This window comes from Variovorax sp. P1_H2, assembly GCF_056405295.1.
On the sequence record NZ_JBFUCJ010000044.1, the window covers coordinates 1 to 25,364 of the forward strand.

Below are 25,364 nucleotides of genomic sequence, written 5' to 3' on the forward strand. Positions count from 1 at the left end.
TGACCCCCACGTTCGGCACTTCGTGTCCTCTCTGCCCCCCGAGGGGGCGCAAGCCTCCCTTGAGGCGGCTCGGCGGGAGGCTTGACATGCCCTGGACCCAGGACCAGATGGCCGCACGCGCGGCGCAAGAACTCGAAGACGGCTTCTACGTCAACCTCGGCATCGGCATCCCGACGCTGGTCGCCAATTTCGTCGGCGACAAGGAAGTCTGGCTGCAGAGCGAGAACGGCATGCTCGGCATCGGCCCGTTCCCGACCGAGGACCAGGTCGACGCCGACCTGATCAACGCCGGCAAGCAGACCGTGACCACGCTGCCCGGCTCGGCCATCTTCGGCAGCCACGACAGCTTCGCGATGATCCGCGGCGGCAAGATCAACCTGTCGATCCTCGGCGCCATGCAGGTCAGCGAGAAGGGCGACCTCGCCAACTGGATGATCCCGGGCAAGATGGTCAAGGGCATGGGCGGCGCGATGGACCTGGTGGCCGGCGTCAAGCGCGTGATCGTGCTGATGGAGCACGTGGCGAAGAAGAAGGACGGCACCGAGGACCTCAAGATCCTCGAGAAGTGCACCCTGCCGCTGACCGGCGTCGGCGTGGTCGACCGCATCATCACCGACCTGGCTGTGCTGGACGTCACGCCCGAGGGACTGCGTGTGGCCGAGCTGGCCGACGGCGTGAGCTTCGAGGCGCTGCAGGCCAAGACCGGCGTGAAACTTCTGCGCTGAACGGCGCGCCGCAAGCGCGGCGCGGGCGCTCAGCGCGCCGCCGGGGCCGCGGCAGCCGGTGCCGGCGGCGGATTCGGCGGCAGCTGGTAGCTCCAGGTCTCGCTGACCGGCTTGTCGCCCTGCACCAGGGCGGCCCGCATCTCGACCGGCAGCGCCGGGTTCTTCACCTTCACCCGCAATGCCAGGCGCCAGCCCTTGATCGCCGGATTGCGATCGATTCCGACACCGAGCAACTCGGCGTTGTCGCCCACGCTGACTTGCGGCCTCAAGTCGGCGCCGCTCGGCAGGCCGGCCAGCGCCGGGCCTTCGAAGTCGATCAGGAAGGCGCTGCTGCTGCCGTCGATCCGGCGGATCAGGTTGGCCTGCAACTCTTCGTTTTCGGTGTGGAAGGTCTGTCTGACCCAGGCATTGTCGGCGCCGTGCAGCGCAGGCTCGTCGGTGGTCCAGTGCATGCGATAGGCGAACTGCAGCATCTGGCCGCGCCGCGTGGGTGCATCGGGCGTCCAGAAGGCGACGATGTTGTCGTTGGTCTCGTCCGGCGTCGGGATCTCCATCAGCGTGACCCGGCCCTTGCCCCAGTTGCCGTGCGGTTCGATCCAGGCGCTCGGGCGCAGGTCGTAGCGGTCCTTGAGGTCTTCGTAGCGGGAGAACTCGCGCCCGCGCTGCAGCAGGCCGAAGCCCTTCGGATTATCGACCTCGAAGGCGCTGATCGCGAGCTGGCGCGGGTTGTTGAGCGGCCGCCAGAGCCATTCGCCGGTGCCGGTGCGGATCGCCAGGCCGTTCGAATCATGGATCGCGGGCCGGAAGCTGCGCTTGAGCTCCGACTGCTGGTTCGGCCCGTACAGGAACATGCTGGTCAGCGGCGCGATGCCGAGGGTCTTGATGTCGCCGCGCACGAAGATGTTGGCCTGGACGTCGACCACCGCATCCTTGGCCGCAGGCGTCACGATGAACTGGTAGGCGCCGGTGGCGCGCGGCGAATCGAGCAGGGCGTAGATGACCACCTGGCGGTCGTCCGGCGCCGGCCGCTGGATCCAGAACTCGCGGAAGTTGGGGAACTCCTCGCCGCCGGGCGGTGCGGTGTCGATGGCCAGCCCGCGGCTCGACAGGCCATACACCTGGCCCTTGCCGATGACGCGGAAATAGCTCGCGCCCAGAAAGCTCATGATCTCGTCGAGCTTGTCGGGCTGATTGACCGGGTAGAGCAGCCGAAAGCCGGCGTAGCCCAGCTGGCGGGTCGCGTTCTTGTCGAAGGCGAGGCCGCCGAAGTCGAAGCGCTCGGGGTCGTACTTGATCTCCTGCACGCCGCCGGCCGTGATCTCGTTGATCCGCACCGCCGAATTGAACTGCATGCCCTGGTGGTAGAAGCCCAGCCGGAACGGCGTCTGCAGGTCGCTCCATGCGAAGCGGTCGGTGCGCGGCTGCATCTTCTGGTAGTCGGCGAACTGCATGCCGCTGAATTCAGGCGGCAGGTTGTTCACCGGCGCAACGTAAGGTTTATTCATCAGCTCGCGGGCCTGCGCGGTGACGTCGTCGAGCGAGAAGGCCTGGGCCTGGGAGGCCCAGAGCAGCGATGCGGCGGAGGCCAGGGCGAGCAGTGCGAGCTTCGTTCCCTTGCGGCGTGCGGCTGTAAGAATCATGGAAAAGGTTGAATGCAATATTCCTGCCGTGCCTCGGATGGGTCCTGGGCCGGCCAACAGCGGCTTAGCTTAGCATCCGGGGCTCGACGATCCAGCCTCTCGCGCAGGGGCCGTGCGCGAGGCGATTCGCTGCACGCTGCGATGTATCCATGAAAGCTACTGAATGAAGATGTCGTTTCTGCTGGCCCTGGCGGCCGGCCTGGCCAGCCCGCTGGCCTTCGCCCAGGCGCAGCCCGCCGCCCCGAAAAACAAGACGGCCTTCGTCACCGACCTCATCTCGAAGATGACGCTGGACGAGAAGATCGGCCAATTGCGGCTGATCAGCATCGGCCCCGAGATGCCGATCGCGCAACTGGCGGACGAGATCGCGGCCGGCCGTGTCGGCGGCACCTTCAATTCGGTCAACCGCCCCGACAACCGCAGGCTGCAGGACGCGGCCATGAAAAGCCGGCTGAAGATCCCGATGTTCTTCGCCTATGACGTCGTCCATGGCCATCRCACGACCTTCCCGATCGGCCTCGGCCTGGCCTCGAGCTGGGACCTGGGTGTGGTCGACGTGATGGCGCGCACCGCAGCCAAGGAGGCCAGCGCCGACTCGATCGACATGACCTTCGCGCCGATGGTCGACATCGCGCGCGACCCGCGCTGGGGCCGCACTTCCGAAGGCTTCGGCGAAGACCCGTACCTGGTGTCCGAGATCGCCAAGGCCGCGGTCAAGGGCTTCCAGGGGACGGTGCCGGTGCCGGCCGGCCGCATCATGACCAGCGTGAAGCACTTCGCGCTGTACGGCGCCGTCGAGGGCGGGCGCGACTACAACACGGTCGACATGAGCCCGATGCGCATGTACCAGGACTACCTGCCGCCGTACCGTGCCGCGATCGACGCCGGCGCCGGCGGCGTGATGGTGGCGCTGAATTCGATCAACGGCGTGCCGGCGACCTCCAACACCTGGCTGATGCAGGACCTGCTGCGCAAGGACTGGGGCTTCAAGGGTGTGGCCGTGAGCGACCACGGCGCCATCATCGAGCTGATCCGCCATGGCGTGGCCAGGGACGAGCGCGAGGCCGCCAAGCTCGCGATCAACAACGGCATCGACCTCAGCATGGCCGATTCGGTCTACCTGAAGGAGCTGCCCGGGCTCGTGAAATCCGGCGAGGTCGGCATGAAGGCCATCGACAGCGCGGTGCGCGAGGTGCTCGGCGCCAAGTACGACATGGGCCTGTTCCGCGACCCGTACCTGCGCATCGGCGTGGCCAAGGACGATCCGCCGGACCTCAATGCCGACAGCCGGCTGGACCGCCCCGCCGCGCGCGACGTGGCGCGCAAGTCGATGGTGCTGCTCGAGAACCGCAACCGCACGCTGCCGCTGGCCAGGTCGGCTGCGATCGCGCTGGTCGGCCCGCTGGCCGATGCGCCGATCGACATGCTGGGCAGCTGGTCGGCGGCGGGCTACTCGAAGAACGCCGTCACGCTGCGCGCCGGCCTGAACGCCACGGTCGGCAAGAACGGCCGCGTGATCTACGCGCGCGGCGCCAACATCACCAACGACGAAAGCACCGTCAAGTACCTGAACTTCCTCAACTGGGACACGCCCGAGGTAACGCAGGACCCGCGCGCGCCGGCCGAGATGATCGCCGAGGCGGTGAAGGCCGCGCAGCAGGCCGACGTGGTCGTGGCCGCGGTCGGCGAGGCGCGCGGCATGTCGCACGAGTCGTCGAGCCGTACCAGCCTGGACCTGCCGCAGAGCCAGCGCGACCTGATCACCGCGCTCAAGGCCACCGGCAAACCGCTGGTGCTGGTGCTCATGAACGGCCGGCCGCTGGCGCTGGTGCGCGAGCAGAAGGAGGCCGATGCGATCCTCGAGACCTGGTACACCGGCACCGAGGGCGGCAACGCGATTGCCGATGTGCTCTACGGCGACTACAACCCCGCGGGCAAGCTGCCGATCTCGTTCCCGCGCTCGGTCGGCCAGATCCCGACCTACTACAACCATCCGCGGCTCGGCCGGCCCTTCACCGAAGGCAAGCCGGGCAACTACACCTCGCAGTACTACGAGGAAGTCACGGGTCCGCTGTACCCCTTCGGCTACGGCCTGAGCTACACCGACTTCTCGCTGTCGGACGTGACGCTGTCGAGTCCGACGATGGCGCGCCACGGGAAGATCGAGGCCGCGGTGACCGTGAAGAACACGGGCCAGCGCGCCGGCGAGACCGTGGTGCAGCTCTACATCCAGGACGTGGCCGCGTCGGTGGTCCGTCCGGTCAAGGAGCTCAGGGATTTCCGAAAAGTCATGCTGCAGCCCGGCGAGGAGCGCGTGCTTCGCTTCACGATCGACGAGGAGAAGCTCAAGTTCTTCAACGCCCAGCTGCGCCGCGTCGCGGAGCCGGGCCGCTTCAACGTGCAGATCGGGTTCGACTCGCAGGCCGTGCGCGAGCAGGGCTTCGAGCTGAAGTAGTAGCATTCTGGCGAAAGGCCGCCCCATGAATGCCAACGATGCTTTGCGCAGCCTGTGGCTGCAGGCCGGATTGCCGGAAGAAGCGCTGGGTTTCGCGCAGCTCAGCGGTGCCGATCCGGTGCTGCCTTCGTCCTTCGCGGTGGGGGCCGCGGCGCAGAGCACGATCGCGGCCGCCGCGCTCGCCGCCTGCGAACTCGGCCACCAGCGCGGCGCCGCGCGCCAGGCGGTGAGCGTCGACATGCGGCATGCGGCGCTCGAATGCACCGGCTGGTTCAGCCTCGATGGCCGTGTGCCGGCGCTTTGGGACGCGTTCTCGGGGCTCTATCGCGCGTCCGATGGCTGGGTGCGCATCCATGCCAACTTCGCGCACCATCGCGAGGGCGCGCTGCGGCTGCTCGGGCTGGACCCGAAGGTCGCGCAGCGCGCCGATGCCGAAGCCGCGATGCAAGGTTGGAAGTCGATCGACTTCGAGGATGCGGCTGCCGCGCAGGGGCTGGTCGCGACCGCGCTGCGGCGCTTCGACGACTGGGATGCCACGCCGCAGGGCAGGGCGCTGGTCGATCAGCCGCTGTTCACGATCGAGCGCATCGGCGATGCGCCCCCGCTCGCGCTGGCGCCGCTGGCCGCCGATCAGCGCCCGCTGGCCGGCCTGCGCGTGCTCGACCTCACGCGCATCCTGGCCGGCCCGGTGGGTGGGCGCGCGCTGGCGGCCTACGGCGCCGACGTGCTGCTGGTCAACTCGCCGCACCTGCCCAACATCGAGGCGATCGCGGACACCAGCCGCGGCAAGCTGTCGGCGCATGTCGACTTGAAGACCGCGGAAGGACGCGAGACGTTGACGCGCCTGCTGGCCGACGCGCACGTGTTCGTCCAGGGCTACCGCCCCGGCGGACTTGCGGCGCTGGGCTTCGGCCCTGAAGACACTGCCTGCATCCGGCCGGGCATCGTGCACGTCTGCCTGTCGGCCTACGGCACGCGCGGTCCCTGGGCCCAGCGCCGCGGCTTCGATTCGCTGGTGCAGACCGCCATGGGCTTCAATCACGCCGAGGGCGAGGCCGCCGGCGACGGCAAGCCCAGGCCGCTGCCGATGCAGATCCTCGACGAGGCGACCGGCTACCTGATCGCGATGGGCGCGGCGGCGGCGCTGTGCCGCCAGCAGCGCGAAGGCGGCAGCTGGCGCGTGCAGGTGTCGCTGGCGCAGACCGGGCGCTGGCTGCGCGGACTGGGGCGGGTGGAAGGGGGTCTCGAGACGGCCATGCCCGACCGGACGCCGTTCCTCGAGACCTCGGCTTCCGGGTTTGGCGCGTTGTGCGGGCTGCAGCACAGTGCGCGGCTGTCGCGCACGCCGGCGGGGTGGGCGCGGCCGTCGGTGCCGCCCGGGACCGATCCGGCGACCTGGCCGTCGCGCGGCCCATAGCGGTCGTCGCGCCCTGCGCCTTGGCCTGCGGCAGAATCCTGTACCCGCGGCAAAGCCGGAACTTCAAGGAACATCACACATGGGCGCCCAATGGAAAGCCAAGCACAAGGACCTGGCCGCCAACGCCAAGGGCCGCTTGTTCGGCAAGCTCGCGAAGGAAATCATGATCGCCGCGCGCAGCGGTGCCGACCCGGCGTCGAATGCGCGGCTGCGGCTGGTGGTCGAGCAGGCCCGCAAGGTCTCGATGCCCAAGGACACGCTCGAGCGCGCCATCAAGAAAGGCGCCGGCCTGACGGGCGAGTCGGTGCACTTCGATCACGTGATCTATGAAGGCTTCGCGCCGCACCGCGTGCCCGTGATGGTCGAATGCCTGACCGACAACGTGAACCGCACCGCGCCCGAGATGCGGGTGCTGTTCCGCAAGGGGCATCTGGGCGCCTCGGGTTCGGTCGCCTGGGACTTCGACCACCTCGGCATGATCGAGGCCGAAGCGCTGCGGGCGGGCGCCGACCCCGAACTGGCAGCCATCGAGGCCGGCGCGCAGGACTTCGAGGGCGGCGAGGAGGGCGTCACGGTCTTCCTGACCGACCCCGTCGATCTCGACCTGGTGAGCCGTGCATTGCCGGCGCAGGGATTCACCGTGCTTTCGGCCAAGCTGGGTTACAAGGCCAAGAACCCGATCGATCCGGCCAGCCTGAGCGCCGAGGCGTTGGAAGAGGTCGAGAGCTTCCTTGCCGCCATCGATGCCAACGACGACGTGCAGAACGTGTTCGTGGGGCTGGCGGGGTAGCGCCTCGTTTTCCCTTCCGACCTGCTCTCCACCTGCGTCGTTGCCTGCCTGATCGTCGTGATGGCGCCGGGCCCGGACGACACCTCTCGATCAGTCGCGGCCTGAGCCAGGGCCGGGCGGCCTGTCTGTCTGTCTGTCTGTCTGTCTTCCGTGCCTTCTCGCCCCGAATCAGACGCGGGCCTGGGTAAGCTGGGGCGGGCTCACGCCGACGGTGTGCTCTGCGCCGCGAATGTCCCCCGGCCTGCGGCCTCCTCCTTTATTTCGCTGCGCAGGGCACGCCATCGACGTGATCCGTCAACCGCATCCTCTAGCCAGCCGCTGTCGGGCCAGCACCGGACATTCCCGATGAGCTTCCAATCGCCTGGGCATGTCCATTCCTCAATTCCTCACCCTGAGTTCAGTTGCGATGGCGAGCCTGATGGCAACGCCGGTTCAGGCGCGCAGACGAGGCGGAGGTGGTAGTGGTGGCGAGGACCCGTTTCCATGGCTCGCAGAGTTCATCGCGTACTTCCTACTGGGCATGCTCGCCTTGGCCGTCGTGGGTGCGCTGTGGCGCTACTTCACCCGACCCTCCGCCGCGGACATGGCCCGGGAGCGAAGCATGAGACGTCTCTCGAGGCGAGAAGACAAAGCAAGGCGCCGACCGCAGCGCTGACGGCTATGCTCAGGCAACAATCGCCACAACCGGTCGCTCGCACTTGGGTTACGTCTTGCGCGTCGGCCGCGCGTCCGTGCGGGCAGGTTCACTGCCATCATCGCGATAGCGCAGTTGGTTGCCGACTCGGCTCGGGCACTTCAGCGCGTCCATCGATCCTGCTCGTCCCGTGAAAGGGCGCATCTCGCTGCCGTTGTACGTTTCGCGGTGCAGGGGGGGCCTGGGTCCGAGCGTCGGCACCGGAGCGGACGCGCTCTGCTCGTCTTGCCCTCGCAGCGCCTCGCTCCCCTTGGCCGTGATCGTGTGTAGATGGCTTGGCGTCCCGTCGTGTCGGGGGCTGGAAACTTGCCGGACGTAGCCCTGTGCGCGCAGTGCCGCCAGATCTTCGGAAACCGGTCGGCCCAGGCTCTGGCCGATGGCGATGCCGAGAGACAAGTCCATGCGGGCAACTGCGCGCAGAACGGCGAGAAGGTCCGGGGTGAGGAAAGCAGAGGATGGGGGAGTCATCTCGCATTCTCCACGCGTCGCGCCACAAAGCGAAATCGAAACGTGGAGCCGAGTTCGCAAAGCCTTTCGGAGTCCTTTTCTGTGACTTGATTCAAGACCAGCCGTTTGCCGCGGGGGCATTCAGTTGCTGTCGTCCTGAAATTTGGTGCTCCGGTGCGTACCGTCGCAGAATGGCTTGTTCTTCGACCCACCGCACCGACAGAGGGTAAATCGCTCACGCGAGGCACCTTCGCTCCAGTTCTCGGCGTCAAGATCAAACCCCTGAACCTCATAGGGGCCGTTTCGTGCGATACGAATGCTCGGAGCATTCACGTCACTTGGTCCGGGTTGGCCGTGCCGTGTGTATCGAAGCGCGCCCGACGGGCATCGTCGGACGGCTTCGATGATGGTGTCCGCGTCTGCCCGATCCGGCTGGATCCATGGCTTTTCGCCATCGCGGAAAACCAGCGGAAGCGCTTTGGCGCACCGCTCCGACGCCGAGCACTGAAGACGATTGAAGTGCACAACAATGGCGGCGCCCCGGTAGTCCACGACTCCATCAGGCGTGCGGTCCGGGCGCCGGTCGTCCGAAAACCCGATCCGAATATGGGAGCTGTCACAAAATGGCTTCTTGTTCGACGCGCCGCAGCGACACAACGCGACGCCGTTCCACCCTTCGAGCCGCTCTCCCTTTGAGTTCGTCAGGTCATCGACGGTGACCAGATATGGTCCATTGCGCGACAGTCTTATGCGAGGTCTTTGCTTGTTTGGAGCGGGTTGGCCCACGACCCCATGCGAGAAGAGCGCGACTGGTTTCTGCTTCATCTTGCAACTCCTTCAAGCCCAACGCTTGCGGCAAATGTGCGCGAACGCCAGCCAAGCGTACACCTGATGAGCGATGAAAGAACTTCGGCCTCCTGAAGAGGGCGCTCGCTCCGCCTGCCTCCGGGAATGGTGGGCGCACGGTGCGTGTACGTGCGCAGTCGTCGGGCGGGCGAGCGGGTGATGGCGCTGCGGCGGCGGCTGTATGACAAGCTGCGCTTGAAGGTCAACGAGACCAAGAGTGCGGTCGCCAGTGCGTTCGGTCGCAAGTACCTGGACCCGGATGGGGCGAAAGCCTGCTCGTCGTCGGACCAACCAAAGAGCGCCCTGATGATAGCGGGCGCCAATCGTTATTTCCGTTCTTCGGAACGCCCAGCGCCGAGCGCCTCGAGTAGCGGCCGGAGGGCATCGAGTTCGACGCCGAAGCCGTTCCAGTCGCCCGCCTTCAGGCGCTCGATAGCGCGGTTGTAGTGGGCCAGTGCCTCGCGGGCGCGGGCGTCCGCCGTGCCCTCGGGCGGCGTTGCCACCGGCGCAGCTTCCTTGAAGAGGGCCCCCAGGGCCGCGCCCAAGGTCTCCTCCATCACCACGTGGTCGCCATAGGCCGCAATCACGCGTTTCAACTCGGGCAATTGGCCGGACTCCGAGCGCAGGTAAAGCGGAGAAACATAGAGAATCGAGCTTTCGATGGGCACGACCTGGAGGTGGCCGCGGATGACGCGCGAACCCATCTGGTTCCACAGCGAAATCTGCTGGGAGATCTCGGTATTCTGCTGGATGCGCGCCTCGATCTGGAACGGCCCGAAGACCAGCTTGTCCTTCGGGAACGTGTAGACGACGAGTTTGCCGTAGTCCGGTGGATCGCAACGCGCCGCTAACCACGCGACCATGTTCTCGCGCCGGCTGGGCACCATCGGCAGCATGAGGACGAACTCGGCGTGCGGCTCCGAGGGCAGCCGTACGATCATGTAGTAAGGCGTCATCGGCATGCCGGGGGCGTTCCCCGCCTCAATGTCGACCTGTTTGCGCGGGAACTGCCAGAGATCCTCGCGGTTGTAGAAGACTTCTGGCGCTTCCATGTGGTAGGCGCGGTAGACCTGCGCCTGGATCAGAAACAGATCCTCAGGGTAGCGGATATGCTGCTGCAGGTCCTGCGGCATCGCGCCCAGCGGCTTGAACAGGCCCGGGAAAATGCGCTGGTACGTCCGCACGATGGGATCGGCAGGATCGCTTATATAGAAGTCGGCAGTCCCGTTGTACGCATCGATCACCACTTTGACCGCGTTGCGGATGTAGTTGTCGCCCTCTTCGGTATTCGGATGGGAATATGGGTACCAGCGGCTGGTGGTGTAGGCATCCTGGATCCAGTAAAGCCGCCCGCCGCTCGCGACGATGTAGGGGTTATGGTCCAAGCTGAGGAACGGGGCGATCGTGCGCACCCGGTCCTGGACGTTGCGATGGAGCAGGATCCGGCTTGCGGGCGTGATGTAGCCGGTCACCAGGATGTTGGGATCGTCGAATTGCCAGGCAAAGAGGGCCCGTAGCGCCATGCTGCCGATGGCGACACCGTCGCGTCCGCTGTACGTCGAATAGACGTTCTCGTCGCCCTTGGGGTAGTCGAATTCGGGTACGCTGCCATTGACGATCACGTACCCCTTACCGCCTTTGCCGAAATACAGGCGCGGCTCTTGGACGATCGGGCCACCGTTGGAGACAGGCGGAATATCCTTCACGTAAAGGGTAGGCAAGCCTTCAGCGGATTTTTCCGTGACCGGCGACATCACGATGCCATTGCCGTGTGTGAACAGAAGATGCAGGTTCACCCAGGTCTGGGCATTTGCCGGAAGCAAGGACGGCTCTAGTTCCCGCGCCGAAAGCATCACCTGCTGATAACCGGCGTTGAGCTGGTAGCGGTCGATGTCCGTCGCGAAGAATTTGTAATAGGTCCTGATCTCCTGCAACTGCGCATAGGTATCCCGCAACGGCTGCAGATCCCACAGGCGGATGTTGTCGATGGTCGGGCGATTGGCCTGTAGCGTGGCGAGAGTCAGGTTCTGCTCGGCCCGGAACGGCTTGACCGCGATCTGCGTCAGACCATAGGCGTCCCGCGTCAGCGCAATATTGTGGGCGATATAGGGCGTCTCCAACTGCAGCTCGTTTGGTTTGACATAGAAGCGCTGGAACAGCGCCGGGTAGATCAGGGCGAGCACGAATGCGCTGCCGAACACGATCAGCGCCGAGGCCGCCGGAATTCGCAAGCCCCGCGAGCGCATATTGGCCCAGGACGCGACCGCCGCGGCAGCGGCAAGTCCGATAAGCGGCCACAGGACCGGCAGCCCGACGTGGACATCGGTATAGCTGGCGCCCACCACGACGCCGTTGTCACCGTAGAGCAGCAGGAAGCGGTTGAGCCAGTAAGTCCAGGCCTGCAGCAGGAAAAGCAAGCCGAGCAGCGCCGAACCGTGGGTGGCGGCCGCTGGCGAAAGCGCGCGCGGCGGCTGGATGAACGCGATGTCGCCGCGCATCCCATATACCACGGCGGCGATGGCTGCGCTGCAGACCAGCAGCATTAGCAGCCAGTTCCGGAGCGCGAGATAGGCCGGCAGCGAGAAGAGGTAGAAGCCGATGTCCTTGCCAAAGATCGGATCGGTCTTGCCGAAGGGTACCTGCTCGACGTAGCGAAGCGCGATGTCCCAGCCTGCGACTTCGCCGACGGCGATGAACAAGCCCAGCAGGACTGCGACACCGGCGATGGCTGCGCGCCAGGGAACATGCGGCGCGACTTCCCCGACCAGTTCGCTCAACACCTCCGGCCTGCCCGGCGGAAATGTCGGCCCCACCACCTTCCAGGTGCCGGGCTGGCTCGCATAGCGGTGCGCCAGCCATCCCGACACCCCTATCGCGCCCGCCGAAATAGCGAAGACGGCGACGAACAGAAGCACCCGGGTGACAAAGATCATCCAGAAAACGCCGACATAGCCGACCGAGGAAAACCACAGCCAGTCAATCAGCACGCCGGTGATGCGGCCGACGACGAATAGAGCCACGATGACGGCCGCGACCCCGACCGAAATTCCTCTCAGGCGCGTGCCGAATCTCCCTGGCGACCGCATCGATCATGCTCCTTTGCAGGACCGTCATCCACGGCCTGCCTTGGCCGGACCACGATGCACTGCCGATCTGCCTGAAACCTGGCCGAACGGGTTGCCGGGGCAGCCGCGATGGCCGCCTCGCGGCAGCGCAAAGGTTCGCGTTGAATCCGCCCCGGATAAATAATTGTAGGTGGGGAATCAACATGCAGCACGCTCGCCGCCGTACGATCCTTCCGGACTGTCCGTTGGCCAGGGCAGCCGCCAATCCTGCTTGGTGCCCGCGCATGCGCGTTGGACATGCTGCCGACAGAGCCGGCGCGAAGGGGCATGGGAAAGGTGGTTCTAGCTCCTCAGCCAATCGAGCACCGACGTGAAGGCATCAAAGGAATTCGGCCCTTGCCTTGAAGAGATTTTGGTCACGATGAACTCCGGCGCCAGGTGTCGGGCCAGGACCGGACTTCCAGGAGCGTCAACTATGTGGTGCCACCGCAGAGCTGCCCTGGTCTGTGTGTTCCAGCTAGGGGGTTGCGGTATCACGTCCACAGGAGCAGACTGCATCTCGTGGGATAACCCGCGCTCTTCCTGGCGACTCTGTCCGACTGTGACATCGTGCTCACCGACCTGCCGCGCTCTGGCTTGCGCATCGCGCGGCAACGGGCCGCGAAGGAGTCGGGCGGACCATCATGAACCGCTGGATGTCACCCCCTGTCGCGTTTGCAGTCGCTGTGATCGCCATGTGGTGGATCGGTCGCAGTGTCACGATCGGCAGGTACCCGTTTGCCCATCAAACCGCGATCGGTATCGCCCTCGTCGTGCTCGGCGTGGGCATCGTTGGTGTGAGCCTCAGGTCGTTTGCGGTCATGGGCACGACGCCCGATCCAACGCAGCCACAGAAGGCCACCGAGCTGGTGACTTCGGGCGTGTACTCGCTGTCCCGCAACCCCATGTACGTCGGCGACGCCGTGATGCTCGCGGGCATCGCGGTGTGGATCGAAAACCTCATCGGTCTCGTCCCGCTCGCCGCCTTCGTCCTGTTCATCGACCGGTTTCAGATCCCCGCCGAAGAGCAGGCGCTGGCGGAGATCTTCGGGGATCGCTATACGGCGTATCGCGGCAAGGTCAGGAGATGGCTGTGATCCGCATGCTGGAGGAGGCGCCGGCGGCGCCGTTGTTCTGACCCTCACTTCGATCGGAGGCCATCATGTCTGCTGAAGTCAATCGCAACGAGCTGGAATCCAAGATCCATTCGATGTACCGCGACGTGGCGCAGAACCCGCACGGTGAGTTCCATTTCGAGATGGGACGCGCACTGGCCGAGCGCCTCGGCTACCGGCCGGCCGACCTGGACCGCATCCCGGCCGAGGCCATCGACTCCTTCGCCGGCGTCGGCTACTTCTTCCACTTCCTCGACGACATGGAGGGCGCGCGCGTGCTGGATCTGGGCAGCGGCTCGGGCATGGACACCTTCATCGCGAGCCTCGTCACCGGGCCGACGGGCACGGTCATCGGCCTGGACATGACCGACGAGCAGCGCGCCAAGGCCGAAGCGCTGCGCCGGCGCCAAGGCGTGCGCAACATCACCTACGTGAAGGGCTACATCGATGCTGCGCCGTTCGAGGACGGAAGCTTCGACGTGGTGATCAGCAACGGGGTGATCAACCTGGCCGTCGACAAGCCGCAGGTGTTTCGCGAAGCCGCCCGCGTGCTGCGGCTCGGCGGCCGGCTGGCRATCGCCGACATCGTCACCGCGGTAGACCTGCCGGAAACCATCGCCTGCAACACGACGCTGTGGGCGGCCTGCATCGGCGGCGCCTGGCAGGTGGAACGCTACAAGCAGGCCATCGAGGCCGCTGGCTTGCGCATCGTGGCGGAACAGGCCAACGCGCAGTATCGCTTCCTGTCCGACAACGCCCAGGGTGCTACGAAGAAGTTCGGCGTGAAGAGCATCTCGCTGCGCGCGGACAAGGTCTGAAGTGCCCAAAGGCTCACCCTGCCTGTCTCGCAAGGGCTTCGTTCATGCGAAGCGCTGCGACCACGCCGGATAGCAGGGTGAGCCCGGCCACCAGCCACACGGCCGAGGCCAGGCCGAACAAGTCGGCCGTGATGCCGGCCAGCAGCGCCCCCACCGCGTAGCCGAGGTCGCGCCACAGGCGATAGACCCCGACGGCGGATGCTCGCCAGGAGGGATGAGCCACGTCGCCGATGGCTGCCAGCAGCGTCGGGTACACCATCGCCGTTCCAAGGCCGAGCAGCACCGCACCGGCGCCGAAGAACATGAAATCGGCGGCCAGCGCGGTGACGGCGATGCCGACCGCTTGCACCCCCATCCCCCAGGCGATCAGCCACTTGCGCCCGATTCGGTCCGACAGCGCGCCGGTGAAGATCTGGGCGACACCCCACACGGCGGGGTAGATGGCGGCGAGGATGCCGATCTGCTTCAGCGTCATGCCCGCAGCGGAGAAGACCAGCGGAAACAGTCCCCAGGCCATGCCGTCGTTCAGGTTGTTGACCAGCCCCGCCTGGCTGACGGAAGACAGGTTGACATCGGTCAGCGACGTGCGGCGGAAGATCTCGGCTTGAGCGAGATGGCCATCCCCGTTGGCAGCGCCGTGTGCGCGGGCCTCGTACGCCACGTACTGCCGCGTCTCGCGAACCGCGAAGGCCGACAGCAGCAGGCCTGCGACCACGTACGCCACACCGAGATAGAAGGGCTGCGGTCGCAGTCCGTAGGCCGTTGCGACCCACCCCGTGGCCAGCGCGCTGCCGGCCACAGCGAAATACCCGGAGAACTCATTGAGCCCCATCGCGAGCCCGCGGCGCTTCGGGCCAACGAGATCGATCTTCATGATGACCGTCGTGGACCAGGTCAGCCCCTGGCTCACACCGAGCAGGACGTTGGCCGCGACGATCCAGTCCCACGCCGACGCCCACATCAGCATGAACGGCACGGGCACCACCACCAGCCATCCCGCCACCAGTACGCGCTTGCGGCCGTAGCGGTCCGACAGGCGCCCGGCGAAGTAGTTGGTGAGCGCCTTGGTGATGCCGAAGACGACGATGAACGACAGGATCGCCGCACGCGCGGCGAGGTGGAACTCCTGTTGCGCGATGGCCGGGAGGATGCTGCGCTCGAGGCCGACCATCGCGCCGACGAAGGCGTTGACGAGGACCAGCAGCGAGAACTGGCCGAGGTTCTCGCGCAGCCCGAGCTGGATCGTCGCCGCGGGCATCCCGTCAGTCCGCCTGGCCGAGATTGAAGCGCACGCCGCCGCAGGGTGCGTCGTCGAGGACCAGCGGGGTCTTCACGGCAAGCTCACTCCTCGATCGGCAGACCCCGAGCGCGCCACTCAGCGACGCCGTCGCTCAGGTGGAAGGCCCGGTAGCCCTTCTTGCGCAGCAACGCCACCGCGTCCTTGGCCATCAGGCAAAACGGACCGCGGCAGTAGGCGACCACAGGGGTGTCCTTGGGCAGTTCGGCCACGCGCTTCCTCAGCTCGCCGACCGGTAGCGACCGCGCATGCGGCAGGTGCGCCACCGCAAACTCTTCGGGCGGGCGCACGTCGAGCACCAGGACCTCGCCATCAGCGGCTTTCTTCAAGAGCGCCTTGCGGTCGAGGCCTTCGAGATCGGCCGCATGGTCCACGAGGCCCGCGAGCGCCACCTGCAGCTCGACCAGCCGCTCCTCGGCCTCGGAGCGCAGGCTCACCCMGAGGTCGGCCACGCTCGTGCCGGCCAGGCGATAGAGGACGTACTTGCCCTCCTTTCGCGTCTCAGCAAGGCGTGCAAGCCGCAACTCCTTCAGGTGGGCGCTGGCGAGCTTGACGCTGATTTCAGCCTGAGCAGCGAGCACCTCGACGGTCTTCTCGCCTTGGCACAGGAGCTCTATGAGCTCCAGACGCTTCGGGCTGGCGAGAACCCTGCCGATGCGGGCAACTTGCTCGTAGAGCTGGTCTTTGACTTCTCTCATGCCAATATTCTAGTGTTTATTGGAATGATCAGACGCCGGCAGCCGGTCGGCATTGCCGGCGCCGTACAGCCGGAGCAAGATGATTCAAGCTGCTTCCAAGGAGGCCGGTCATGCATGCACTGGAGAATCGGATTCCCCCTCCGTTTGTCGCTCTGGCTGCCGCCCTGTTGATGTGGTTGGCGTCAATGCTTCCTCCGGATGTGCAGGAGGCTCCGTTTACCTGGCGCGCCACTCTCGCCATCGCTATCGCCGCGGTTGGAGTTGCCTTCAGCGTCGCTGGAATGCGGGCCTTCCAAAAGGCGAGAACCACAATGAACCCGTTCACGCCCGACACGGCCTCCGCCCTCGTCACCGGTGGCGTCTACCGCTTGACGCGCAACCCGATGTACCTGGGGCTGCTGCTGGACCTGCTGGCTTGGGCGGTCTTCCTGTGGGCCCCCCTCGCGGTGGCCGTGTTGCCGTTTTTCGTCCTCTACATCCATCGGTTCCAAATCGTCAGCGAAGAGCGCGCGCTGTCCTCGCTGTTTGGGACTGAGTACGACGCCTACCGGCGGGCAGTGCGGCGCTGGCTGTGAGACGCAGGGGCCGCTGCCGCTATGGGACGCTTTAAGACACAGTCCGGAACCCCGCAAAGATGTCCGCCCGTTGCGGCATGAAGAAGTTGCGGTAGCGCAGGTCGCGCATCCGCGCGTGAGTCGCAAAAGCTCCACCACGCAACTCGCGGTGGTCTGCGAACCAGGGCTGGGAGTAGTCCTTGTACGGGCCGGCCTTGAAGCCAGGGTAYGGTTGGAAGGCGTCGCTGGTCCACTCCCAGACGCTGGCGCCCCAATGGAACGCCATGTCGAGCACCGCTGCGGCGTGCTCCCACTCCGCCGCGCGCGGCAGTTTCCGGCCCGCCCACGCGCAATAGGCTTCGGCTTCGAAGGCGTTGACGTGGATGACCGGCAGCTCAGGGTCCAGGGGGAGCCAGCGGTCGAACCAGCGCACTTGCCACTTCGTGCCTGCGACCGTTTCGTGCCGCCGCCAACGTTCGGGATGTTCCCGGGCCGCCGTGGACCGCCAACTGCCCGCCATGCCTGGCCAATACGCAGGCTCGTTGTATCCGCCGGCCTCGACGAAGGATAGAAACTTGCCTGCCGTCACTGGGCGTGCGTCGATGTCAAAGGGTTCGAGGTGCTCAATGCGACTCGGCGCTTCGTTGTCGAATGCGAAGCCGCACCGACCTGGAGGCCATCCGATGCCAACGCTGCCGCTTGGGACTCTGAGCGGGCTGCCGTTTGGAACCGGTACCAGCCTTGAGCCTGCGGGTGCGGGATAGGAAAGCGCCGAGCGCATCCATACGAGGGCTTCGCCGTGCATGTCCTCATGGAACAGGGCCAAGCGATGAAAGTACAGCGCGTCGTCGCCGTCGCCATCCGGCAATGCCCGAACGCAAGCCTCCAGCTGAGCGGCCAGCATGTCGGCCACCGCCTGGCGCGAAGGTAGCGGCGCTTGCCAACGCAGGGCGTGCGCGAGCCGGGCGGAGTCGAAGAGGGCGTCGGGCCCGGCGATTGCAGCCGGCAACGCCGCCCGGACCAACCCGTCTTCGCCCACATGGTGAGGACCTCGAAGAATCCAGAACTCGCCGAACCAGGCCAGGTGGGCCAGCTCCCAGGCGATGGGGTTGATGCCGTTCTGATGGGGCACCTGCCACTGTGCATCGGACAGGTCGTCGACGAGCGAGAGCGTGCGACGGCGACTGTCCCGCATCGCGTTGGCCAGCGCTTGGCCGCCCAGTTGGCGGGCATCCTTCGCTTCCATCGCGGGTCGTGGCACCATGGCTGGCATGAACGAGCCTCCTGTCGTCATCATCTCGCCCGCGCTCGCATCAAGCAACAACGGGAACTGGCACACGGCCGCGCGATGGCGGGAGTTCCTGTCGACACAGGCGCAGACCATCATCCTGCAGCAATGGAACGGCGAAGACGCAATAGCCATGGTGGCGCTGCACGCGCGTCGCTCCGCCGACTCCATTGCGCGATTCAGAAAGGCGCATCCGACGCGTCCCCTCGCGCTCGTGCTGACCGGCACGGACCTGTACGGAAACCTGGCGTCGGACGCAGCAGCACAGCATTCATTGCAGTGTGCCAGCCACATCGTCGTCCTGCAGCAAGAGGCCATCGACATGCTGTCGGCGGCCGACCAGGCGAAGGCGCGTGTGATTGTCCAATCGGCGCCTCGCGTGTCGTGCGTCGAGCCGGCTGCATACTCTAGCGACTTCGTTGCCGTGGGGCACTTGCGAAGCGAAAAGGACCCGCTGACCCTGATGCTGGCGGCGCGACATCTCCGGGGCACCGGCATTCGAATCGTTCATATCGGCAACGCACTGGATGCGGTGCTGGGCGTGGAGGCGCAAAAGACGATGGAGGACTGCCTGGACTACCGGTGGCTTGGCGGCCTGCCGCAATCCGTGGCGCGGCAGTGGATGGCTTGCGCGCGGGCGCTGGTGCACATGAGCCGGCTCGAGGGCGGCGCCAACGTGGTCATCGAGGCGGTGCGGGCGCAGGTCCCGGTGCTGGCGAGCCGTATCGACGGCAACGTCGGCTTGCTGGGGCGCGACTACGACGGCTATTTCGAGGTGGGCGATGCGTCGGCCCTGGCGGGGCTGATGCGGCGTGCGCACGAAGACCCATCATGGTTGTCTCACTTGAAGGCGCAGTGCGCCAAGCGCGAGCCTCTGTTCGACACGGCGGCCGAGGCGATGGCTGTGCAGCGCCTGCTCGGCGACTTGCTCAACCATCAAGCGGGAGGCAACATGTAGCAGCCAGGGGTCCAGCCCCCGTAAGCCCGACCATGGGTGAGAGGCCGGACACTTGGAAGCCTCGCGGTCGCCGGTAGCCTGAGAAGCTGCCCCTCGAAGTTTTTGTGCAGAATTGGCCGTGCCTTTCGATTCAATGCTGGCTGGGTGAACTGGGGCAGGCTCACGCCGACGGCGTACTCTGCTCCGCGAATGTCCCCCGGCCTGCGGCCTCCTCCTTTATTTCGCTGCGGGGGCCACCCGATGGCCTCGGCACGCGCCCCGAACATCCAAGCGCAGGCTGCTGCCGCGCACCCGTCTAGATATACTGCCCGCGTCACGCCAAAAAAAGACGTGATCGGGCCTGGACTCCCGAATGCATCCCTGCGACGAAAGCCGCAGTCTCTCCCGCAGAGCATCTGCGGCTTTTTCGCTCGTGCCACCATTTTTGGCGGCTCGAACGGGGAGCCGCGAGGCTCGCCGGTTCTCGCAAGGGGTGCCCGGTAGTCCAACCTGTTCGAGTCGCCGCCGCCGACCTGCGCGCGCTGGTCACCGTGATCAACGCCGAACTGGAGCGCCGCACGGAGCCCGTCGAGGCCGCGATCCGCTCGCTCGGCAAGGCCCTCAAGGCGCAATCACTTTGATGAGGATGCGCAGCGGGCCGCCGCAAGCCCTCAGCCTGCCGACTCCTGCGGCAGCAACACCTCCCGCTGCGCCACGACCGTCTCGCGCAGGAAATCCCACACCGCCTTCATGCGCGCCAGGTGCCGCGTCTCCGCCGGCACCGACATCCAGAAAGTGCGCGTGAAGTTGGCCTCGTCCGGCAGCACGCGCCGCAATGACTTGTCGCGCTCGGCGATGAAGGCCGGCAGCACCGCGATGCCGGCGCCCGCCGCCGTGGCCTGGTATTGCGCCAGGATGCTGGTGCTGCGCAGCGCGAACGAATCGGGCTTGTAGAGCTCGTCGAGGTACTGCAGCTCCTTGCTGAACAGCAGGTCGTCGACGTAGCTGATGAAGGTGTGGCCGCGCAGGTCCTCGCGGCTGCGGATCGCATCGTGCCTCGCGAGGTATGGCTTCGAGGCATACAGGCGCAGCACGTAGTCGCTGAGTTTGGTCACCACCACCGGGCCGCGCGCCGGCCGCTCGAGCGAGATCACGATGTCGGCCTCGCGCCGCGACAGATGCACCAGCCGCGGCATCGCGAGCAGGTCGATCACCAGCTTCGGATGCTGCTGCGCGAACAGTGCCAGCTGCGGTGCCAGCACGATGGTGCCGAAGCCCTCCGTGGCGCCGATCCGCACCAGGCCCGACAGCCCTTCCTGCGAGGCCGGCGCCGAGCGCTCCACCGTGCGGAAGGCCGCCTCCATCGCCTCGACCTGCGGCTGCAGCCGGCGGCCGGCTTCGGTCAGGCGGTGGCCGTCGGCCTCGCGCGAGAAAAGAGCGCCGCCGACCTGCTTCTCGAGCGCCTGGATGCGCCGCGCCACCGTCGTGTGGTCGACCGCCAGCCGGCGCGCGGCGCCGACCAGCGTGCCGGTGCGCGCAAGCTCCAGGAAGAAGCGCAGGTTGTCCCAGTCCATGATCTGCAATTATGCAGATCGGAGGTGCATATTTGTCTATTGCCATCGCAAAAGTGCAAAGCTAGCATCAGTCGCTGAAGACCCCCATTCCAAGGAGACAAGTTCACATGGACGCCACCACCACCCCCGCGACCCAGGTCGCCACTGTCAAGCTGCTCATCGGCGGCAAGTTCGTCGAGTCGAAGACCACCGAATGGCGCGACATCGTCAATCCGGCCACGCAGGAAGTGCTCGCCAAGGTGCCGTTCGCGACGCCGGCCGAGGTCGATGCCGCGGTCGCTTCCGCCAAGGAAGCTTTCAAGACCTGGCGCAAGACGCCGATCGGCGCACGCGCCCGCATCTTCCTCAAGTACCAGCAATTGATTCGCGAGAACATGGCCGAGCTGGCCGCGATCCTCACGGCCGAGCAAGGCAAGACGCTGCCGGACGCCGAGGGTGACGTGTTCCGCGGCCTCGAAGTGGTCGAGCATGCGGCCGCCATCGGCAACCTGCAGCTCGGCGAGATGGCCAACAACGTCGCCAACGGCGTCGACACCTACACGCTGCTGCAGCCGCTCGGCGTCTGCGCCGGCATCACGCCCTTCAACTTTCCCGCGATGATCCCGCTGTGGATGTTCCCGATGGCGATCGTCACCGGCAACACCTTCGTGCTGAAGCCCTCCGAGCAGGACCCGATGGTCACGATGCGCCTGTGCGAACTGGCGCTGCAGGCGGGCATTCCGGCCGGCGTGCTCAACGTCGTGCACGGCGGCGAGGCGGTGGTCAACGCGATCTGCGACCACAAGGACATCAAGGCGATCTCCTTCGTCGGCTCGACCAAGGTCGGCACCCATGTCTACAACCGCGCCACGCTGGCCGGCAAGCGGGTGCAATGCATGATGGGCGCGAAGAACCACGCCATCGTGATGCCCGACGCCAACAAGGAGCAAACGCTCAACGCACTGGCCGGCGCGAGCTTCGGCGCCGCGGGCCAGCGCTGCATGGCGGTGTCGGTCGCGGTGCTGGTCGGCGAGGCCCAGAAGTGGGTGCCCGAACTGGTCGAGAAGGCCAAGACGCTGAAGATCGGCGCCGGCACCGAGAAGGGCGTCGACGTCGGCCCGCTGGTGTCGTGCGCGGCCTACGACCGCGTCAACGGCCTGATCGAACGCGGCGTGGCCGACGGCGCGACCCTGGCGCTCGACGGCCGCAAGCCCACGGTGCCCGGCTACGAGAAGGGCAACTTCGTCGGCCCGACGGTGTTCGCCGACGTCAAGCCCGGCATGACGATCTACGACCAGGAAATCTTCGGCCCGGTGCTGTGTCTGGCCAACGCCGACAGCATCGACGAGGCGATCGAGATGATCAACGCCAATCCGAACGGCAACGGCACTGCGATCTTCACGCAGTCGGGTGCCGCGGCGCGCCGCTTCCAGGAAGACATCGATGTCGGCCAGGTCGGCATCAACGTGCCGATCCCGGTGCCGGTGCCGATGTTCTCGTTCACGGGCTCGCGCGCTTCCAAGCTCGGCGACCTGGGGCCGTACGGCAAGCAGGTGATCCTGTTCTATACGCAGACCAAGACGGTGACGTCGCGCTGGTTCGACGACAGCACGGCGCACGGCCTCAACACCACGATCAGCCTGAAATGAGGCTCGCCCCCAGGTTGCCCGGCACTTCGTGTCCGGGCGCCCACCCCCTGCCGGGGGCAACACCAGCGGCCCGGCAAAGCCGGTTCCGCGGTGTTTCCCGATTAGGCTGCGAGCTTTCTGCCGATCGTCATGAACTTTGAACTTTCGGAAGAGCAGCGCGCCTTCGCCCAGACGGCGCGCGACTTTGCACTGAACGAATTCGCGCCGCACGCGGCGCGCTGGGACGCCGAGGCGATCTTCCCGAAGGAAGCCATCGCCAAGGCGGGCGAGTTGGGATTCTGCGGCCTCTACGCTCCTGAAAGCATCGAGGGGTTGGCGCTGCCGCGCCTCGATGCCACGCTGGTGTTCGAGGAGATGGCCGCGATCGATCCGTCGACCACGGCCTTCATCACCATCCACAACATGGCGACCTGGATGCTCGGCACCTGGGGTGGCCCGGCCGTGCGCGAGCGATGGGGCGCGGACCTGACCAGCGGGCGCAAGCTGGCCTCGTACTGCCTGACCGAGCCCGGTGCCGGGTCGGACGCCGCTTCGCTCAAGACGCGGGCCGAACTGCAGGGCGGCGAGTACGTCATCAACGGCGGCAAGGCCTTCATCTCGGGCGCCGGCGCGACCGACGTGCTGGTGCTGATGGCGCGCACCGGCGGTGGCGGCGCGGGCGGCATCTCGGCGCTGGCGGTGCCTGCGGATGCGCCCGGCATCCGCTACGGCAAGAAAGAGCACAAGATGGGCTGGAACAGCCAGCCCACGCGCACCATCGACTTCGACGACGTGCGGGTGCCGGCCGAGAACCTGCTCGGCAGCGAAGGCGAGGGCTTCCGCATTGCGATGAAGGGGCTCGACGGCGGGCGCATCAACATCGCGACCTGCTCGGTCGGCGCGGCGCAGGGCGCGCTCGACGCGGCCCGGCGCTACCTGCACGAGCGCCAGCAGTTCGGCAAGCCGCTGGCGAGCTTCCAGGCGCTGCAGTTCAAGCTGGCCGACATGGCGACCGAACTGGTCGCGGCGCGGCAGATGGTGCGGTTGGCCGCGAGCAAGCTCGACGCCGGCCATGCCGACGCCAGCACCTATTGCGCGATGGCCAAGCGCTTCGCGACCGATGCCGGCTTCAACGTCTGCAACGACGCGCTGCAGCTGCACGGCGGCTACGGCTACCTGAGCGAATTTCCGCTCGAGCGGCTGGTGCGCGACGCGCGCGTGCATCAGATACTCGAAGGCACCAATGAAATCATGCGCGTGATCGTCGCGCGCAAACTTTTCGAAGGCGATTGCGACATCCGATGACCGACTCCGTCATTCTCTTCAACGAAATCAAGGCCGCCAACGGCGAGCGCTTCGGCGTTGCCACGCTCAACGTGCGGGCTTCGCTCAACTCGCTGTCCGTCGACATGGTGCGGCTGTTGACGCCGAAGCTGCGTGAATGGGCCGGGGACCCGGGCATCGTCGGCGTGCTGCTCGATGCCGCCGGCGAGAAGTCCTTCTGCGCCGGCGGCGACCTGCGCCAGCTCTACCAGACGCTGCGCGACTGCGGACCTGAGCGGAACGAATACGCCGAGCACTTCTTCGGCGAAGAATACGAGCTCGACTACCTGATCCACACCTTTCCGAAGCCCTTCCTGTGCTGGGGCCACGGCATCGTGATGGGCGGCGGCGTCGGCTTGATGGCGGGGGCCTCGCACCGCGTGGTGACTGCGCAGAGCCGCGTCGCGATGCCCGAGATCAACATCGGCCTGTACCCCGACGTCGGCGGCAGCTGGTTCCTGCGGCGCATGCCGGGCCGTGTCGGTCTGTTCCTTGCGCTGACGGCCGCGCCGCTGAATGCGGCGGACGCGATCTTCTGCGGCCTGGCCGACCTGATGGTGCCGCACGACAGGAAGGCGCAGCTGCTCGACGCGATCGCTTCGACTGCATGGCGGTCGCAGTCGCAGGCCGACCGGGCCACGCTGTCGCGCCTGCTGGCGCAGGCGGGCGAGGGCGCCGAGCGCCCGCCGTCGAAGCTGCGCGAGCACTTCGACACGATCAACGCGCTGATGGCCGGCGACGACCTGCTCGACATCGCGAAGCGGCTGCGCAATTTGCAAAGCGAAGACCCGTGGCTGCAGACCGCCGCCAAGACCTTCGCCAAGGGCGCGCCGAGCTCGGCCGCCCTGAGCTTCGCGCTGTGGCAGCGCGTGCAGCGCATGTCGCTGGCCGAGGTGTTCCGCCTCGAGTATTGGGCGTCGCTGGGCTTCTGCGCCCACAAGGACTTCGCCGAGGGCATCCGCGCGGTGCTGGTCGACAAGGACCGCAATCCGAGGTGGAACCCGGCCACGCTCGAAGAGATCACGCCGGCTTTCATCGAAGACCATCTGCGTCCCCGCGGCCAGATGGCGCCCGAACTGTTGTCGCTCACCTGAGCACGCTGCAAGCATTCACGCAAGAACGGAGACACACGACATGAAGATCGCTTTCATCGGCCTCGGCAACATGGGCGGCCCGATGGCCCTCAACCTGCGCAAGGCCGGCCACACGCTGAGCGCCTTCGACCTTTCGGCCGAAGCCTGCAAGAAATTCGCGGCCGAGGGCTTGGCCGTCGCCGCCTCGGCGGCCGAGGCCGTGGCTGGCGCCGAAGTGGTGATCAGCATGCTGCCGGCCAGCGCGCACGTCGAAGGCCTCTATCTCGGCAGCGATGGCCTGCTCGACAAGATCGCGTCCGGCACGCTGGTGATCGACAGCAGCACCATTGCCGCCGCGACCTCGCGCAAGCTGGCCGAGGCGGGTGCCAAGCGCGGCGTGGCGGTGATCGATGCACCGGTGTCGGGCGGCACCGGCGGCGCGATCGCGGGCACGCTGACCTTCATGGTCGGCGGCTCCGAAGCCGAGCTCGAACGCGCGCGGCCGGTGCTCGAGAAGATGGGCGCCAACATCTTCCACGCGGGTGCCGCCGGTGCCGGCCAGACCGCCAAGATCTGCAACAACATGCTGCTCGGCATCCTGATGATCGGCACCTCGGAGGCGATCGCGCTGGGCGTCGCCAACGGGCTCGATCCGAAGGTGCTGTCCGAGATCATGCGGCGCAGCTCGGGCGGCAACTGGGCGCTCGAGAAATACAACCCGCTGCCGGGCGTGATGGAGAACGTGCCGGCCTCCAAGGGCTATGCGGGCGGTTTCGGCACCGACCTGATGCTGAAGGACCTCGGCCTGGCGCAGGAGAACGCGGCCGCGGTCCGGGCCGCGACGCCGCTCGGCGGGCTGGCGCGCAATCTCTATGCCGCGCACAGCCTGGCCGGTCATGGGGCGCTGGATTTTTCGAGCGTGATCAAGCTGGTGCAGAAGCACTGAGCGGCGCCGCCGTCGG

General features: G+C 66.5%; 20 protein-coding genes and 1 pseudogene. 13 read left to right on the top strand and 8 right to left on the bottom strand.

From position 1 onward, the window contains the following. The first annotated feature begins 86 nt into the window (after nucleotides 1-86). Nucleotides 87-725: a 3-oxoacid CoA-transferase subunit B gene (locus tag AC1D2E_RS16785; protein WP_478198425.1), complete on the top strand. Its 639-nt coding sequence runs from the start codon at nucleotides 87-89 to the stop codon at nucleotides 723-725. 29 nt (nucleotides 726-754) lie between these two features. On the opposite strand, the gene AC1D2E_RS16790 is transcribed toward AC1D2E_RS16785, so the two are convergent. Then, nucleotides 755-2,365: a glucan biosynthesis protein G gene (locus AC1D2E_RS16790; protein ID WP_478198426.1), complete on the bottom strand. Its 1,611-nt coding sequence runs from the start codon at nucleotides 2,363-2,365 to the stop codon at nucleotides 755-757. Between the two features lie 169 nt (nucleotides 2,366-2,534). Here AC1D2E_RS16790 and bglX point away from each other — a divergent pair, with 169 nt between their 5' ends. The 3 genes from bglX to AC1D2E_RS16805 all read left to right on the top strand — a co-directional run bounded on the left by bglX (nucleotide 2,535) and on the right by AC1D2E_RS16805 (nucleotide 7,027). Beyond that, a complete protein-coding gene (bglX, locus tag AC1D2E_RS16795; protein ID WP_478198463.1) occupies nucleotides 2,535-4,820 on the top strand; it encodes a beta-glucosidase BglX in 2,286 nt (761 codons plus the stop codon). Nucleotides 4,821-4,845: 25 nt separating this feature from the next. Continuing rightward, the gene (locus tag AC1D2E_RS16800; RefSeq protein WP_478198427.1) at nucleotides 4,846-6,237 is read left to right on the top strand and encodes a CoA transferase; all 1,392 of its coding nucleotides are present in this window, start codon (nucleotides 4,846-4,848) and stop codon (nucleotides 6,235-6,237) included. Nucleotides 6,238-6,316: 79 nt separating this feature from the next. Beyond that, complete coding sequence (locus AC1D2E_RS16805; RefSeq protein ID WP_478198428.1) at nucleotides 6,317-7,027, top strand: YebC/PmpR family DNA-binding transcriptional regulator; 711 nt, start codon at nucleotides 6,317-6,319, stop codon at nucleotides 7,025-7,027. Between the two features lie 703 nt (nucleotides 7,028-7,730). Here the strand turns inward: AC1D2E_RS16805 and AC1D2E_RS16810 are convergent. After that, nucleotides 7,731-8,189 carry a hypothetical protein gene (locus AC1D2E_RS16810; RefSeq protein WP_478198429.1) on the bottom strand — a complete coding sequence of 153 codons (459 nt, stop codon included), beginning with the start codon at nucleotides 8,187-8,189 and terminating at the stop codon, nucleotides 7,731-7,733. Nucleotides 8,190-8,309: 120 nt separating this feature from the next. Next, nucleotides 8,310-8,993, bottom strand: a complete 684-nt coding sequence (locus AC1D2E_RS16815) for a CDGSH iron-sulfur domain-containing protein (RefSeq protein ID WP_478198430.1) — start codon at nucleotides 8,991-8,993, stop codon at nucleotides 8,310-8,312. Nucleotides 8,994-9,137: 144 nt separating this feature from the next. Here AC1D2E_RS16815 and AC1D2E_RS16820 point away from each other — a divergent pair. Next, nucleotides 9,138-9,266 (top strand): annotated as a pseudogene (locus AC1D2E_RS16820) (reverse transcriptase domain-containing protein); the annotation flags it as partial. A 74-nt stretch (nucleotides 9,267-9,340) separates the two neighbouring features. On the opposite strand, the gene AC1D2E_RS16825 reads toward AC1D2E_RS16820, so the two are convergent. Further along, entirely contained in the window at nucleotides 9,341-12,100 is a 2,760-nt protein-coding gene (locus AC1D2E_RS16825; protein WP_478198431.1) for a UPF0182 family membrane protein, read from the bottom strand. Between the two features lie 662 nt (nucleotides 12,101-12,762). Between AC1D2E_RS16825 and AC1D2E_RS16830 the strand changes: the two genes are divergently transcribed. Together AC1D2E_RS16830 and AC1D2E_RS16835 are read left to right on the top strand one after the other, a co-directional pair. Beyond that, nucleotides 12,763-13,215 (top strand): methyltransferase family protein, encoded by a 453-nt coding sequence (locus tag AC1D2E_RS16830; RefSeq protein WP_478198432.1) that lies wholly within the window; start codon nucleotides 12,763-12,765, stop codon nucleotides 13,213-13,215. A gap of 65 nt (nucleotides 13,216-13,280) precedes the next feature. After that, nucleotides 13,281-14,051: a methyltransferase domain-containing protein gene (locus AC1D2E_RS16835; RefSeq protein WP_478198433.1), complete on the top strand. Its 771-nt coding sequence runs from the start codon at nucleotides 13,281-13,283 to the stop codon at nucleotides 14,049-14,051. A gap of 13 nt (nucleotides 14,052-14,064) precedes the next feature. Here the strand turns inward: AC1D2E_RS16835 and AC1D2E_RS16840 are convergent, their stop codons facing one another. Together AC1D2E_RS16840 and AC1D2E_RS16845 are read right to left on the bottom strand one after the other, a co-directional pair. Then, nucleotides 14,065-15,309: an MFS transporter gene (locus tag AC1D2E_RS16840; protein WP_478198434.1), complete on the bottom strand. Its 1,245-nt coding sequence runs from the start codon at nucleotides 15,307-15,309 to the stop codon at nucleotides 14,065-14,067. An 83-nt stretch (nucleotides 15,310-15,392) separates the two neighbouring features. Further along, nucleotides 15,393-16,046 (bottom strand): ArsR/SmtB family transcription factor, encoded by a 654-nt coding sequence (locus AC1D2E_RS16845; protein ID WP_478198435.1) that lies wholly within the window; start codon nucleotides 16,044-16,046, stop codon nucleotides 15,393-15,395. Nucleotides 16,047-16,156: 110 nt separating this feature from the next. On the opposite strand from AC1D2E_RS16845, the gene AC1D2E_RS16850 reads away from it, so the two are divergent. Next, on the top strand, nucleotides 16,157-16,621 hold the full coding sequence (locus tag AC1D2E_RS16850) for a methyltransferase family protein (protein WP_478198436.1): 465 nt from the start codon (nucleotides 16,157-16,159) through the stop codon (nucleotides 16,619-16,621). Nucleotides 16,622-16,652: 31 nt separating this feature from the next. On the opposite strand, the gene senA is transcribed toward AC1D2E_RS16850, so the two are convergent. Beyond that, a complete protein-coding gene (gene senA / locus AC1D2E_RS16855; RefSeq protein WP_478198437.1) occupies nucleotides 16,653-17,873 on the bottom strand; it encodes a selenoneine synthase SenA in 1,221 nt (406 codons plus the stop codon). Here senA and senB point away from each other — a divergent pair. Further along, nucleotides 17,863-18,846, top strand: a complete 984-nt coding sequence (senB, locus tag AC1D2E_RS16860) for a selenoneine biosynthesis selenosugar synthase SenB (protein WP_478198438.1) — start codon at nucleotides 17,863-17,865, stop codon at nucleotides 18,844-18,846. The genes senA and senB overlap by 11 nt on opposite strands. 650 nt (nucleotides 18,847-19,496) lie before the next feature. Here the strand turns inward: senB and AC1D2E_RS16865 are convergent. Continuing rightward, a complete protein-coding gene (locus AC1D2E_RS16865; protein ID WP_478198439.1) occupies nucleotides 19,497-20,399 on the bottom strand; it encodes a LysR family transcriptional regulator in 903 nt (300 codons plus the stop codon). 107 nt (nucleotides 20,400-20,506) lie between these two features. Between AC1D2E_RS16865 and AC1D2E_RS16870 the strand changes: the two genes are divergently transcribed. From AC1D2E_RS16870 to mmsB, 4 genes are all read left to right on the top strand, one after another. Next, a complete protein-coding gene (locus tag AC1D2E_RS16870) occupies nucleotides 20,507-22,027 on the top strand; it encodes a CoA-acylating methylmalonate-semialdehyde dehydrogenase (RefSeq protein WP_478198440.1) in 1,521 nt (506 codons plus the stop codon). 129 nt (nucleotides 22,028-22,156) lie between these two features. Further along, nucleotides 22,157-23,311, top strand: a complete 1,155-nt coding sequence (locus tag AC1D2E_RS16875) for an acyl-CoA dehydrogenase family protein (RefSeq protein WP_478198441.1) — start codon at nucleotides 22,157-22,159, stop codon at nucleotides 23,309-23,311. After that, the gene (locus tag AC1D2E_RS16880; protein ID WP_478198442.1) at nucleotides 23,308-24,423 is read left to right on the top strand and encodes an enoyl-CoA hydratase/isomerase family protein; all 1,116 of its coding nucleotides are present in this window, start codon (nucleotides 23,308-23,310) and stop codon (nucleotides 24,421-24,423) included. The genes AC1D2E_RS16875 and AC1D2E_RS16880 overlap by 4 nt, the downstream gene beginning before the upstream one ends. Nucleotides 24,424-24,463: 40 nt before the next feature. Next, entirely contained in the window at nucleotides 24,464-25,348 is an 885-nt protein-coding gene (mmsB, locus tag AC1D2E_RS16885; RefSeq protein ID WP_478198443.1) for a 3-hydroxyisobutyrate dehydrogenase, read from the top strand. Nucleotides 25,349-25,364 lie beyond the last annotated feature (16 nt).